The organism is Algibacter sp. L4_22 (assembly GCF_023473045.1).
GTDB lineage: Bacteria > Bacteroidota > Bacteroidia > Flavobacteriales > Flavobacteriaceae > Algibacter.
On sequence record NZ_JAMCOK010000002.1, the window covers coordinates 402,821 to 417,171 of the forward strand.

At 31.1% G+C, this 14,351-nt stretch carries 11 protein-coding genes; 9 read left to right on the top strand and 2 right to left on the bottom strand.

What is annotated here, in order from left to right; translation table 11 throughout:
• Positions 1–52: 52 nt before the first annotated feature.
• From M4I23_RS06395 to M4I23_RS06420, 6 genes are all read left to right on the top strand, one after another.
• The gene (locus tag M4I23_RS06395; protein ID WP_158849633.1) at positions 53–1,003 is read left to right on the top strand and encodes an isopenicillin N synthase family oxygenase; all 951 of its coding nucleotides are present in this window, start codon (positions 53–55) and stop codon (positions 1,001–1,003) included.
• Positions 1,004–1,073: 70 nt separating this feature from the next.
• A complete protein-coding gene (locus tag M4I23_RS06400) occupies positions 1,074–1,403 on the top strand; it encodes a translation initiation factor (protein ID WP_249753837.1) in 330 nt (109 codons plus the stop codon).
• A 3-nt stretch (positions 1,404–1,406) separates the two neighbouring features.
• Positions 1,407–2,339, top strand: a complete 933-nt coding sequence (locus tag M4I23_RS06405; protein WP_158849629.1) for a DUF1835 domain-containing protein — start codon at positions 1,407–1,409, stop codon at positions 2,337–2,339.
• Complete coding sequence (locus tag M4I23_RS06410) at positions 2,340–3,215, top strand: nucleoside phosphorylase (protein ID WP_249753838.1); 876 nt, start codon at positions 2,340–2,342, stop codon at positions 3,213–3,215.
• A gap of 12 nt (positions 3,216–3,227) precedes the next feature.
• The gene (locus tag M4I23_RS06415; protein WP_158849625.1) at positions 3,228–4,082 is read left to right on the top strand and encodes a substrate-binding domain-containing protein; all 855 of its coding nucleotides are present in this window, start codon (positions 3,228–3,230) and stop codon (positions 4,080–4,082) included.
• Between the two features lie 15 nt (positions 4,083–4,097).
• A complete protein-coding gene (locus tag M4I23_RS06420) occupies positions 4,098–5,474 on the top strand; it encodes a TlpA disulfide reductase family protein (RefSeq protein ID WP_249753839.1) in 1,377 nt (458 codons plus the stop codon).
• Between the two features lie 100 nt (positions 5,475–5,574).
• Here M4I23_RS06420 and M4I23_RS06425 read toward each other — a convergent pair whose 3' ends face one another.
• Positions 5,575–7,128, bottom strand: a complete 1,554-nt coding sequence (locus tag M4I23_RS06425; RefSeq protein ID WP_249753840.1) for an NAD(P)H-hydrate dehydratase — start codon at positions 7,126–7,128, stop codon at positions 5,575–5,577.
• Between the two features lie 343 nt (positions 7,129–7,471).
• On the opposite strand from M4I23_RS06425, the gene thrA reads away from it, so the two are divergent.
• The 3 genes from thrA to thrC all read left to right on the top strand — a co-directional run bounded on the left by thrA (position 7,472) and on the right by thrC (position 12,289).
• The gene (thrA, locus tag M4I23_RS06430) at positions 7,472–9,916 is read left to right on the top strand and encodes a bifunctional aspartate kinase/homoserine dehydrogenase I (protein ID WP_249753841.1); all 2,445 of its coding nucleotides are present in this window, start codon (positions 7,472–7,474) and stop codon (positions 9,914–9,916) included.
• Between the two features lie 59 nt (positions 9,917–9,975).
• On the top strand, positions 9,976–10,896 hold the full coding sequence (locus M4I23_RS06435; protein ID WP_249753842.1) for a homoserine kinase: 921 nt from the start codon (positions 9,976–9,978) through the stop codon (positions 10,894–10,896).
• A 100-nt stretch (positions 10,897–10,996) separates the two neighbouring features.
• Positions 10,997–12,289, top strand: a complete 1,293-nt coding sequence (gene thrC, locus M4I23_RS06440) for a threonine synthase (RefSeq protein WP_249753843.1) — start codon at positions 10,997–10,999, stop codon at positions 12,287–12,289.
• Between the two features lie 136 nt (positions 12,290–12,425).
• Here thrC and M4I23_RS06445 read toward each other — a convergent pair whose 3' ends face one another.
• Entirely contained in the window at positions 12,426–14,162 is a 1,737-nt protein-coding gene (locus M4I23_RS06445) for an ATP-binding protein (protein ID WP_249753844.1), read from the bottom strand.
• Positions 14,163–14,351 lie beyond the last annotated feature (189 nt).

Genomic DNA, 14,351 nt, shown 5'->3' on the forward strand with positions numbered 1-14,351 from the left:
ACTCCCCAATGTTTTTGTACATTTGTATTACATAGATTAAAATTACTTAATAATGAATATTATACCTAGCGTTAATTTAAAAGATTTTACTTCGGGCGATAGCACCAAAAAACAACAATTTGTTGATGCCATTGGTAAAGCATATGAAGAGATTGGATTTGTAGCATTGAAAGGTCACTTTCTAAATGATGCTCTAGTCGAAAATTTATATCAAGAAGTAAAGAACTTTTTTGAGTTACCAACTGAAACTAAACGGAAATACGAAATCCCTGGAATTGGTGGTCAACGTGGTTATGTTTCTTTTGGAAAAGAAAGTGCTAAAGGTAAAAAAGAAGGTGATTTAAAAGAATTTTGGCATTTTGGACAATATGTAGATGATAATGACGAGCTCAAAGCTGAATATCCAGAAAACGTTACCGTTAAAGAGCTGCCTAATTTTAATAAGATAGGCGAAGAAACCTATAGAATGTTAGAGAAAACGGCTAAATATGTGCTACGTGCATTAGCTTTACACCTTAACCTAGAAGAGACTTATTTTGATGATTATATACACAACGGAAATTCTATTTTACGCCCAATACATTATCCTCCAATTAATGAAGAGCCTAAAGAAGCTGTTCGTGCCGCTGCACATGGAGACATTAATTTAATCACACTGTTAATGGGAGCACAAGGTCGCGGTTTACAAGTACAAAATCACGAAGGTGAATGGATTGATGCCATTGCAGAAGATGATGAATTAATGATTAATGTTGGTGATATGCTATCGCGACACACAAATAATAAATTAAAATCAACAATACACCGTGTTGTAAACCCTCCAAAAGAACTTTGGGGTACATCACGTTATTCTATTCCGTTTTTTATGCACCCTGTAAGTGCCATGAAATTAGATGTTTTAGAAGGTTGCATAGATAAAAACAATCCTAAACAATTTGATGATATTACAGCCGGAGAATTTTTAAACGAACGCTTAATTGAATTAGGACTGAAGAAAAAGTAAAAGACCTTAGTTGTAGTTTTTAGTTGAAAAACAAATCAATGCGACTTATACTGCCACCCAAAAATAAAATATGGATTTACAAGACCAATTAAAAAACCTCTTTCCAGAACATATTGAAGAAGAATCTCCCGAAAGTGAGCAGAAAACTTCTGATATTTGGATGCAAGATGATCCTATTCTTTGCAAATACGAAAAGCGAAAAGGTAAGCCAATAACCATTTTAGATGGCTATACTGGAGCTACAGAAGATTTTAAAATTTTAGCTAAAGAAATTAAAACAAAACTTAGTGTTGGTGGAAGTTTTAAGGACGATAAAATAATTATTCAAGGCGATTACAGAGATAAAATTATGGCTATGTTAAAAGAAAAAGGATTTAATGTAAAACGCGTTGGAGGATAACTTATGAGCAAAAAAATATTACATATCACCAATGGAGGTCGAGTAACTTCTAGGTTAAATGAATTAAAAATAGAGGGTGAACGTTTTACATTACAAGAAATGTTTTGCGAAGGGCCAACTGTAGAGCAAATAAGAAATCAAGAATTTATAGATCTAAGATCTAAATTTTTTAACGATTTTTACGACATTGATTTAGACTTAAAGAAGGTTAATACTGAAATTAAAAAGCTTAATGATGCCAATGACAAGTATTCTCATATTGTTTTATGGTTTGGGTACGATCTATTTTGCCATATTAACATGATAACTGCAATTAATCTTTTACATCAAGAAAAAATTAAACTCCCCATATATTTAGTTTGTAGCGGACGTATTAAAGGCAGTAAAAATCTACAAAACTTAGCAGAGATAAGTAAAGAACAGTTTTTAAGTCATTATGAAAACAAAGTGCTTTTAAAACCTGAGGACATCGATTTTGTTACTAGCGTTTGGGGAATTTATTGTGGTAAAGATCATAATTTATTAAAACCATATATAGTAAAACCCTCTAATTTCGCCTATTTAAGTAATTGTTTAAAAGCGCATTTAGAGCGCTTTCCTGATTCCGTAGATGGCCTTAATATTTTAGAGCGCAATATATTATTAATTGTAAATAATAACACCATAAAATCCAAACATCATTTATTAGGTTATGCCTTAAACTATCAAGGATATTATGGATATGCAGAACTTCAACTAACCAGAATTATAGAAAAATTAAATATTTTCTTTACGGAAGAAGAAAATAGTCTTACATTAAATACAAAAGGTCATGAAGCGCTTTTGGGCAAACATAATTTTTCTGCCGAACTAAATAATCAAATGATTTATGGTGGTATTAAAAAGCATGATTTTGAGTTTGATAAAAAATTAAACAAACTAATAAAAACCGTATAGATGCCAATTAAAGAATCTGAACTTATATTAAATCCTGATGGTAGCGTTTATCATCTAAATCTGAAACCAGAAAACATAGCAAGAACTATTATACTTGTTGGTGATCCCGATCGTGTTTCTAAAATAACACAACACTTCGATTCTATAGAATTTACAACGCATAAGCGTGAGTTTAAAACCCAAACAGGTCTTTATAAAGGCAAACGTTTATCAGTAATTTCAACAGGAATTGGTCCTGATAATATAGATATTGTTCTAAATGAATTGGATGCTCTTGTAAACATAAATCTTGAAACCAGAGAAGTTAATAAAGAACTAATAAGTCTTGATATTATAAGGGTTGGTACTTCTGGATCTTTACAAAGCGATATTCCTGTAGATTCAATTTTGTTGAGTTCTCATGGTTTGGATATTAATGGCACGCTGCATTCATATAAAACAGAAAGTATTTCGCATCCGGAAATTGAAGATGCTTTTATTGAGCAAAGTGATTGGAGTAAGAATAAAGCAAGACCAATTATTGTAGAAAATAGTAATAGTTTAGCAGAGAAATTTCAAGATGCAAATCAAAAAGTTTTTAAAGGCATAACAGTTACGGCAAACGGTTTTTATGGTCCACAGGGTCGCGTACTTCGTTTAGAGCTTCAAGACTCAGGCTTAAACAAAAAAATAGATTCTTTCAAATTTAAAGATTACCGTTTTACAAATCTAGAAATGGAAACATCGGCTATATATGGTTTATCTAAACTATTAGGCCATCGTGCGGTTTCACTAAACGCCATTATTGCCAATCGTGCAAATGGTACTTTCAGTAAAGATCCTAAACAAGTAATTAGCAATTTAATTCAATTTTCACTTAATAAGATTGTTGAATAGTAATTCATAAACATGAAAAAAGTAAATATAGGCGGTGTGCCAGAGCATTTTAATTTAGCCTGGTATTTAACCCTTAAAAATGGTGAATACAAAGACGAAAACATCAATTTGCGTTGGCATGATTATTATGGAGGTACTGGAGCCATGTGTAAGGCTTTAAGAGATGGTGATATCGATATTGCCGTTATACTTACCGAAGGTATTGTAAAAGATATTATTGCGGGAAACCCAAGTAAAATTGTACAAACATTTGTACAAACACCTTTAAATTGGGGCGTTCATGTAGCCCAAAATTCAACATATAAAACGGTAGAAGATTTAAAAGGAACAAAAGCTGCTATTAGTCGTTATGGTTCTGGATCTCATTTAATGGCATATATAAATGCCCAAAATAATAATTGGGATTTAGAAAAAGATCTTGATTTTGAAGTTATAAAAAATCTTGATGGCGCTGTAGAAGGTTTAACTAAAGGAAAAGGTGATTATTTTTTATGGGAAAAATTTACCACAAAGCCATTGGTTGATAGTGGTGTTTTTAGACGTATAGATAATTGTCCGTCGCCATGGCCTTGCTTTGTTATTGCAGTTCGCGAAGATTTTATTAAAAACAATGAAGCTGAATTAAAAACAATACTTAAAATAATTAACAATACTACCGAAGAATTTAAAGAGATTCCTAGTATTGATAAAACCATTGCAAATCGTTATGAACAGCAATTAGAAGATGTTCAAGAATGGTTAAGTATTACCGAATGGTCTCAAGAACTAATAGATAAAGAAACACTAAACCATGTGCAAAAAGAATTATTTGCATTAAATATTATTCCAGAAATTGTAACGTATGAAACGTTAACTCATAAATTATAAAATCTTAAAAGAAAAATGAATAAAGGAACTTACCTCCTACTTGCTTTAGCGATAACGGCGTGTAATAAAAACACTAACCGAGATTACGCCATTATTACCGGTAAAATTTCTAATAATACAGCAAGCGCGCTTACCATAGTTTCTGGTGATAGTTTTAATTCTAAGCATAGCATAAACATTTCTAGCGACGGGCATTTTATTGATACGTTAACTACTGATAATGCAAATTACTCGCTATATATTGATAGACAACCTTTACAATTAAATGTAAAACCAGGTGATAGCATAAATATTAATTACGATGCAAAAGATATTTTTAATACCGTTAAAATTTCTGGAAAAGGTTCGGAAATAAGTAATTATTTGTTCGGTAAAAAACAGATATTCGCAAAACATTTAGGTAGCCCGAATGAAACGTTTTCAAAAAATGAAGCTGATTACAAAGCTCTATTGCAGAGAATAATAAAAGATCAAGAACTCGAATTAGTAAATACAGAAGGAATTCCTGCTGATTATGTTTCTAATGAAAAACGCAATATTAATTACGACTATTACAATTGGCTTTTACGTTACGAGCGTGCACATATTTACTTTACAAAAGAACAAGATTTTAAGGTTTCGGAAGATTTTCTAAATGAAATGAATGATCTAGATTATAATAATGAAAATGATTTTAACTTTTCTAATAGTTATAAAGACATTGTTGCATTACATTACACTGATAAATCTGAAAAAAAGGCAAAACAAGATGTTATTGCAAACGATGTTGCTTTTATAGAGACCGTAAGCGCTATAGAAAATGAAACTATAAAGAATAAACTTTTATTCGATTTCACTAATAAATTTTTAGAATCAAGTTCGAATGCAAAAATACTCTACACATTGTATTCTGAAAATTCTACAAATGAAGAAAACAACGAAATAATAGATAAAAAATACAAAAGGATAGCCGGCTTAGTTGCGGGAAATGTTTCTCCAAAATTTATCGATTATAAAAATCACGAAGGAGGAACAACCTCTTTAGATGATCTAAAAGGTAAATTTGTTTATATCGATGTTTGGGCAACTTGGTGCGGCCCTTGTGTTAAAGAAATTCCTTCTTTGAAAAAAGTTGAAGAGCAATATCACGGTAAAAACATAGAATTTGTAAGTATTTCAATTGATAAAGCATCAGACTTTAACAAATGGAAAAAAACAGTAACCGATAAAGACTTAAAAGGTGTACAATTATTTGCGGATAATAATTGGGATTCAAATTTTGTTAAGGATTATCAAATTAAAGGTATTCCAAGGTTTATATTAATTGATCCAGAAGGAAACATTGTAGAAACAAACGCTCCTAGACCTTCGGATTCTAGGTTAATTACCTTGTTTAATTCATTGAATATTTAAAAATTTGCTATAGGTATACCTATTTTCAAAAAAAACATAAATAATGCCCATTATAACAATTGTTGTAATGGGCACTATTTTTTATACTATTGAAATTAATTTAAGGTTTTGGTTGCTCTGCTTCAACTTGTTCAGGTTGCTCAGGCTGCGTAAATAGATCTATAAACGCTTCGCCTAAATTATCTATAACGTGGCTAGCAATTAAACTCTGATAGCCATAGTTTTCAACAGCAATATCGGCAGATTTCCCATGTAAATAAACACCAAAAATTGATGCAACTACAGGATGGTAACTTTGAGCGATTAATCCAGTAATAATACCCGTTAAAACATCGCCACTTCCTGCGGTAGATAATCCAGGATTACCTGTAGTATTCACATAGAGTGTATCATCGAATACCGTTATAGTATTTGCTCCTTTTATTACAACGATTACTTTGTGTAAATTAGAAAATGCTTTTACCTTTTCTAACTTATCAAAATCATTTTCCCATGGTCCAATTAATCGTTTTAACTCTTTTGGATGTGGCGTTAAAATACTTTCTGGAGGTAATAATTTTAGTAAACTTTTCCTTTTAGCCAAAATATTAATCGCATCGGCATCTACAACTAAAGGCGTTTTATTTGCTTTCAAAAAGGCTTTAAATGCTTTTTTCGTCTTAGAATCGGTACCAATACCAATTCCTATACCAATAACTGTAGGTTTAATGGTAAAGTTAATGTTGGTTATGTTTTCATCATCAACATCGGTTAAAACCATCGCTTCTGGCAATGCGGTCTGCAAAATGTTATATCCACATTTAGGAATATAAGCAGTAACTAATCCTGACCCTGCTGAAAGTGCTGAACGACTCGCTAAAGTTACCGCTCCTATTTTGCCGTAACTTCCACCAATAATTAATGCATGTCCAAATTGACCTTTATGTGAATATTTATCTCGCGGAATGTAATTAGGTAATATTTCATTTTTACCAATTAACTGAACATCGGTTTGTGTTGCAGATAAAAACTCTGGATCTAAACCAATATCTAAAACTTCCCATTGTACTGTAAACTTAGCTGTTTCCGGTAAAAAGAACACCAATTTAGGCGAAGCAAAACTAAGGGTATAACCTGCATAAACAACAGCATCTTCATCTGTGATGGCTTTATCTGTGTATAATCCAGAAGGAATATCGACAGATAATGTAAATGCTTTCGAAACTCTAAAGTGAATAAATAAATTCTTAACCCATTCATCAACAGGCCTGTTTAATCCTATTCCAAAAACACAATCAACAATAATGTCTTCTGCCTTTATTTCAGGAAAATCTTCAGTGCAACTTAAAAGTGTAGGCCAATTTTTGGTAACATTTTTAACGCGATCGTAATTAATTAAAAAATCTTTAGATCGTTTATCACTACAATTCACTACAAAGGTATTTACATTATAACCAGCAAGTATCAAATGTCTTGCCAATACTAATCCATCGCCACCATTGTTTCCTATACCGCAAAAAACATGTATTGGTACTTGTGCACCTTGCATGCGTAAATCGATCCAATTAAAAATCTGACTTCCCGCTCGTTCCATTAAATCTGTTGACGAGATTTCTTGTTTTTCCGCAGTAATTTTATCGCCTTCGTAAATTTGTTCTTTTGAAAATATTTTCATTAATCTTTTTATTATTGAATTTTCAATTCTTATTAAAGTTTGTCGTTTTTTTTCTATGAAAACTCAATCTATATAAGAATTCTATAAAAAATTTATTTTAGTTTTTTTATAAGGCTAAAAGTAATACTTTTGAAGTGTATTATATAACAATAATGAATCATTTCAACCAAAATACAAACGCTACTATTTCTTTTTCTACAAAAGGAACGGCTATTATTTTGGCTACAACTACAAACATTACAACCCTTTGGGGTTACTAATTATATATTCTTCGGACAATATTTGCGATTTTAAAAATCGCATAATCACAATATTTTTTTTTAATTTTTCAATTCATTAAAACATGAAAGTTTTAAAATTTGGAGGAACTTCTGTAGGTTCTTCAAAAAACATAAATAAAGTTATCGATATTTTAGAAAATTATGGCAAAACAGATGCTGTAGTTTGTGTAGTTTCTGCTGTTGGTGGTATTACAGATAAATTACTATTAACTGGTAAACAAGCCCAAAACAAAGATATTCGCTATAAAGACACGCTAAATTTGATAAAAGATATTCATTTCAATATTATAAATGAATTGAATTTAGGCAATGGTGAAAAAATCACGCAAGTGGTTGATAATGAATTTCAAGAATTAGAAGATTTACTTAGCGGTATTTACTTAATAAATGAATTATCTCCAAAAACATCGGATAAATTAGTAAGTTTTGGTGAAAAACTATCTTCTTTTATTATTGCTGAAACGATGAAAAATCGTGGGTTATTGGCGGATAGAAAAAATTCTCAAGAGCTGGTTGTTACTAACTCTAACTTCACAAAAGCAGAAGTTGATTTTAAAGTAACCAATGCTAATATTCAAGACTACTTTAAATCGGCATCTCAAAATATTACAATTTTACCTGGTTTTGTTTCAAAATCTAAGTTAGGAGAACAAACTACACTTGGTCGTGGAGGATCAGATTTTACAGCTGCTATTGTTGCTGCAGCATTAAAAGTAGATCAATTAGAAATTTGGACAGATGTTAGTGGCATGTATACTACCAACCCAAGAATGGTAAAACAAGCCTACCCTATTTCTAAAATATCCTATCAAGAGGCGATGGAATTATCGCATTTTGGAGCCAAAGTATTATACCCACCAACGGTACAACCGGTTTTGAGTTTAGGAATTCCTATTCATATAAAAAATACTATGGCACCTAATGATGCAGGTACTGTAATTTCTAATGAGAATACTCAAGAAATGACTCCTGTTAAAGGAATTAGCAATATTAGTAATATTGCTTTATTAACTTTACAAGGTAGTGGAATGGTTGGTATCCCAGGTTTTTCTAGACGTTTGTTTGAAACGCTTTCACAGGAAAAAATTAATATCATCATGATTACTCAAGCATCTTCTGAGCATTCTATCTGTTTAGGTATTGATGACAAGGAAGCCGAAGTTGCTCAAATAGCTATTGATGCTGCTTTTGAGAATGAAATTGCTTTACAAAAAATTGATCCGATTATAGTTGAAACTGGACTTTCTATTATTGCTCTTGTTGGTGATAACATGAAAAACCACCAAGGTATTAGCGGAAAAATGTTTAGTACCTTAGGAAAGAATAATATTAACATTCGTGCTATTGCTCAAGGAGCTTCGGAAAAAAATATCTCTGCTGTAATTGCAGAAAGTGATGTTAAAAAAGCCTTGAATACATTACACGAACAGTTTTTTGAATCTAAAACAAAACAGCTAAATGTATTTATTACTGGCGTTGGAAATGTTGGTGAGCGCTTAGTTGAGCAAATAAAACAACAAAAAAAATATTTAAAAGATAACCTTAAAATTAATCTTCGTGTTGCTGGATTATCTAATTCTAGAAAAATGATTTTTAATGAAGATGGTATCGATTTAAAAAACTGGAAAGACCAATTAGAAGATGGTGAAAAAGCAACTTTACAAGGTTTCTTTGAAAACACAAAAGCATTAAATTTACGGAATAGTATTTTTGTAGACGTTACGGCTAATGCAGATGTTGCAGACTTATATGCTAAGTACTTACGCCAAAGTATAGGTGTAGTAGCGTGCAATAAAATTGCTTGTTCTAGTGATTTTAAAAACTATAAATTATTAAAAGAATTATCTTTAAAATATAATGCACCGTATTTATTTGAAACCAATGTTGGTGCAGGTTTACCTATAATAGATACACTTAATAATTTAATGGCTTCTGGAGATAAAGTAAATTCTATTCAAGCCGTTTTATCGGGAAGTTTAAACTTTGTGTTTAATAATTTTACAGATAAAACAAAATTTTATGATGTTGTAAAACAAGCTGGAGCTGAAGGATATACTGAGCCAGATCCAAGAATAGACTTAAGTGGCGTAGATGTTGCTAGAAAAATTTTAATTCTTGCCCGAGAGAGTGGTGTTGAAATGAATTTAGAAGATATTAAAAACGCACCTTTCCTATCGGAAGCAGGATTAAAAAGTGATACTGTTGATGATTTCTATCAAACTTTAGTTGAAGACGAAGCGCATTACCAAAGTTTATATGCTTCCGCGAAAGCGAACAACTGTCAGTTAAAATATGTAGCGCAGTTTAATGATGGAAAAGCCAGTGTAGGCTTACAAGAAATTCCAGAAGGGCACCCTTTTTATAATTTAGAAGGCAGCGACAATATTGTGATGTTTTACACACAACGCTACCCAAAACAACCTATGATAATTAAAGGTGCCGGAGCTGGTGCCGATGTTACAGCATCTGGTTTATTTGCCGATATTATTAGAATAGGAAATGATTAAAACTCAAATTAATTAAATTTAGATTTTCTTGAAGAAGGAAATAAAAAAATTAATAATTGATGAACGAAATAAAAATTTTTTCACCGGCAACCGTTGCCAATGTATCGTGCGGATTCGACGTTTTAGGATTTTGCTTAGATAGTGTTGGCGACGATATGGTGATTAGAAAAACCGATAAAAAAGGAATTTATATTACCAAAATTATAGGTTTCGATTTGCCATATGAATCTGAATTAAATGTGGCGGGTGTTTCGGCTTTAGCGATGTATAATGCTATTGATGTAGATTTTGGTTTTGAAATTGAAATCTATAAAAATATAAAACCAGGCAGTGGTATTGGAAGTAGTGCAGCAAGCGCCGTTGGTAGTGTTTTTGGAATGAATGAACTTTTAGGGCGTCCGTTTAATAAAACACAACTGACTGAATTCGCCATAAAAGGTGAAGCCATTGCTAGCAAATGTGAACATGCAGATAACCTAGCTCCTGCTCTATTTGGTGGATTTACTTTAGTTAAAAGTATAAATCCCGTTCGTATTTTAGAAATCCCATCGCCAACAGATTTATACGCTACTATTATTCATCCACAGATAGAAATAAAAACATCTGAATCTCGTGCTGTACTTCCAAAAGAAGTTGCACTTGCAGATGCCATTACACAATGGGCTAATGTGGGTAGTTTGGTTCACGCATTGCATACTAGTGATTACGATTTAATTCAAAATTCACTGCAAGATGTAATTGTAGAACCCCATAGAAGTAAATTAATCCCACATTACAATGAAGTAAAAAAAGCATCATTAGAAGCGGGATCTTTAGGTTGTGGTATTTCGGGTTCTGGACCTTCAATTTTCTCATTGAGTAAAGGGCTAGAAACGGCTAACAAAGTAAAAGAAGCCATTAATAAAGTATATGCAGAAACAGGAATTGAATTTGATATTCATGTTTCTAAAATTAATACAGAAGGCGTTAAAATAGTTTAGATTTTGATTTAGGTCGGCATTTCGACATTATGAGAAATCATATATAACAATTACGAATTAATAATAAATAGTTTCCTGTATTTACAGGTTTTCATACATCATGAACTACTACTCATTAAACAAACAAGCACCAAACACCTCTTTTAAAGATGCTGTTATAAAAGGATTAGCACCAGATAAAGGTTTATACTTTCCAGAAAGTATTACACCTTTACCAAAATCGTTTTTCGATAATATTGATAGTTTATCGCATTCCGAAATTGCTTTTGAAGCTATAAAACAATTTGTTTCACCAGAAATTCCAGAAGCTGTTTTAAAAACGATCGTTGAAGAAACTTTGTCTTTCGATTTTCCTGTAGTGCAAATTAATGAGCATATTTCTACCTTGGAATTGTTTCATGGACCAACTATGGCATTTAAAGATGTTGGTGCACGCTTTATGGCGCGTTGTTTAGGCTATTTTAACCAAAACAACACAAATGAAGTAACTGTATTAGTAGCAACTTCTGGAGATACCGGAGGAGCTGTTGCTAATGGTTTTTTAGGCGTTAAGGGTGTAAATGTAGTTATTCTTTATCCTAGTGGTAAAGTGAGTGACATTCAAGAAATGCAACTTACTACACTTGGACAAAACATAAAAGCACTAGAAGTAAACGGTACTTTTGATGATTGCCAAGCCATGGTAAAAACTGCTTTTTTAGATGAAACACTAACGAGTAAAATGCAATTAACATCTGCTAATTCTATTAATGTAGCTCGTTGGTTGCCACAATTATTTTACTTCATCTTTGCTTATAAACAACTTCATAACAAACATGAAAACATTGTATTTTCCGTTCCAAGTGGAAATTTTGGAAACGTTTGTGCTGGAATGATGGCTCAGCAATTAGGTTTACCTATTAAGCATTTCATAGCTTCTAATAACGAAAATAATGTGGTAACACGTTATTTAGATTCTGAAAAATACGAGCCAAAACCATCTGTGCAAACTATTAGTAATGCTATGGATGTTGGAGCGCCTAGTAACTTTATAAGAATTCAAGAAATTTATAAAAACAACTTTGAAGGCTTAAAAGAAAACTTATCATCTTACAGTTTTTCTGATAAAGAAACACGTGAAGCGATGCTAGAAATCTTTAACGATTGTAAGTATGTCGCAGATCCACATGGTGCTGTTGGATATTTAGGTTCTAAAGCTTATTTAAAAGAAAATCCTAATGCGCATTGTGTGTTTTTAGAAACGGCTCATCCAACTAAATTTCTAGATGTGGTGGAAGAAGTTATTAAAGAAAAACAACCTTTGCCTGAGCAAATACAAGCTGTTATGGGTGGAGAAAAAGTAGCAGTAAAAATTTCAACTTATAACGATTTGAAAAGCTTCTTACTTAAGTAATTCATTACAAATTTAATATAAAGACTGCGGTTTTATAAGCTTATTAATTTCAAGCTATAAAATCGCTTTTTTTACTTCAAACAGAAGTAGCGATATTTACTCTTTATTAAAAAATAAAATAGTTACCAATATAATTCTAAGCTATCACTTCTGGAGTATATTGTTTCAAAATAGAAAAAAGTTCTTGCTTATTAAAAGGTTTCGAGAGTATATCATCAAACCCTAAATTATCCAATTTATCAATAATTTCAGTACTAGGTATATTTGCAGTAAATGCAATAACTATAACGTCTGGTCTTGCTATTTTAATATGCTCAATGGCTTTAAAACCATTCATTTTAGGCATTTCTAAATCTAAAAGCACTAAATCAATATCATTATGAGCTTTTATTTGATCTATAGCCTCTAGTCCATTTGTACCTTCATAAACTTTATTAACATGTTTTTCCAATAGCTTTTTAGCATACATCATGCTTACCATATTATCTTCTACCAACAATATATTAGAGTTCAATGAAAAATTATCATTGAAAGTTTCTTTATTTTTAAATTTATTTGGTATTGATGCAACACGTTTTAATTTTAAAGGAAACTGAAAACGAGTCCCTTCATTCAATCTGCTTTCTATTTTTATTTCAGAATCCATTGCCGCTATTATCGATTGAGAAATAGCTAAACCCAACCCTGTCCCACCATAAACTGGATTATTTTCATTTTGAATTTGGTGGAAACTATCAAATACTTTCTTTAAATTTTTAGGAGCAATCCCTATTCCAGTGTCATGAACATTAAATAAAACTACCGCACGCTCTTTATCTAGGTCAATTACTTCTGCAGAAAAGGTAATTCTTCCTTGCTCTGTAAATTTTATAGCATTAGATATTAAATTATATATAACTTGAGCAAAACGCTTTTCATCGATATTAACTACTACACCTTTCAATTTAGAATCAATAAAAGAGCTAAGTTCTAAATTCTTCTCTTCTGCCTTACCAATAAAGGGAATTGTAATTTTAGTTAAAAAATCGTAAAGTACTTTTGGCTCGTTAAACAATTCAAAACGGCCCGATTCAATTTTATGAATATCTAACATGTCATTTACTAATAGCAACATATTATTATTGCAATAATCTAATATTTCAAAATACTTTTTGTTTGGTACTTCATCTATCTCCCTACCAAGAATTAATTGTGTGACCCCATTAATACTGTTAATTTGTGTACGTAATTCATGTCCTAGATTAGACAAAACTTTTGTCCTTCTATCCTTTTCAGTTTCAGCAAATTCTTTATCGCTATATATTTTTTTTATAAAATATTTACTACGGCTAAGTGCTTGTAATGAAAATACCATAATGAGCACAAAATTTACCAATGAATTTAAAATGAATCTATAATGTATATCTTCTTTAGTTAATTCTTTATAATACTCAGAATACATAGGAGAGACTAAAAAAGACGTAATTAAAAATATAATAACTATAAAATAAAGAATATTAGTGTGTTTCTGAAAATAGATTTCTCTACGAATAACATATGGCAAAGAAAAAATTAAAGCCAATTGAAACCAATAATAACCAGACATTAAACCTTCTAAATATGATAATCCTAAAGTTGCTATTCCTAAAAGAATATAAACAATATAAGGCCCCACTAAATAATTACGTTTAACAATAAAAAGGTAAACACTTACAGCAAAACCAACAAAAGGAAATAAAGTAAGAATTCCAGAAGCCGTAAAACCATTATAAAAACTAATAAATGCATAATATGTGGTAAAAATAAGTGCTGCAAAATAAATACGCATCGCGAGCTTAAAAAAAGTCTTACGTTTTAAATCTGAGAATTTAAGAGTATGTATACTTTGCTCCATTTAGAATTAATTACAGACAAAAGAAGTCTTTTTAACGATTAAAAGCAAGATATGTGTAAGATTTTTGCATTTATTTTGTGTTTTATGCTATCTTTTGTGAGTTTATTCACAAAGAACAAACTCTATAATATCAATTCAAAAGAAAACGAAAACTTAAAGACTTTAAAAAGTAAATCTATATTTTTTCTA

Excerpts from the sequence above, each read along its gene's own strand:
- M4I23_RS06420 (WP_249753839.1), top strand. The coding sequence starts at position 4,098 with ATGAATAAAGGAACTTACCTCCTACTTGCTTTAGCGATAACGGCGTGT.
- thrA (WP_249753841.1), top strand. The coding sequence starts at position 7,472 with ATGAAAGTTTTAAAATTTGGAGGAACTTCTGTAGGTTCTTCAAAAAAC.
- thrC (WP_249753843.1), top strand. The coding sequence starts at position 10,997 with ATGAACTACTACTCATTAAACAAACAAGCACCAAACACCTCTTTTAAA.
- M4I23_RS06445 (WP_249753844.1), bottom strand. The coding sequence starts at position 14,162 with ATGGAGCAAAGTATACATACTCTTAAATTCTCAGATTTAAAACGTAAG.
- M4I23_RS06415 (WP_158849625.1), top strand. The coding sequence starts at position 3,228 with ATGAAAAAAGTAAATATAGGCGGTGTGCCAGAGCATTTTAATTTAGCC.
- M4I23_RS06435 (WP_249753842.1), top strand. The coding sequence starts at position 9,976 with ATGAACGAAATAAAAATTTTTTCACCGGCAACCGTTGCCAATGTATCG.
- M4I23_RS06405 (WP_158849629.1), top strand. The coding sequence starts at position 1,407 with ATGAGCAAAAAAATATTACATATCACCAATGGAGGTCGAGTAACTTCT.
- M4I23_RS06410 (WP_249753838.1), top strand. The coding sequence starts at position 2,340 with ATGCCAATTAAAGAATCTGAACTTATATTAAATCCTGATGGTAGCGTT.
- M4I23_RS06425 (WP_249753840.1), bottom strand. The coding sequence starts at position 7,128 with ATGAAAATATTTTCAAAAGAACAAATTTACGAAGGCGATAAAATTACT.
- M4I23_RS06400 (WP_249753837.1), top strand. The coding sequence starts at position 1,074 with ATGGATTTACAAGACCAATTAAAAAACCTCTTTCCAGAACATATTGAA.
- M4I23_RS06395 (WP_158849633.1), top strand. The coding sequence starts at position 53 with ATGAATATTATACCTAGCGTTAATTTAAAAGATTTTACTTCGGGCGAT.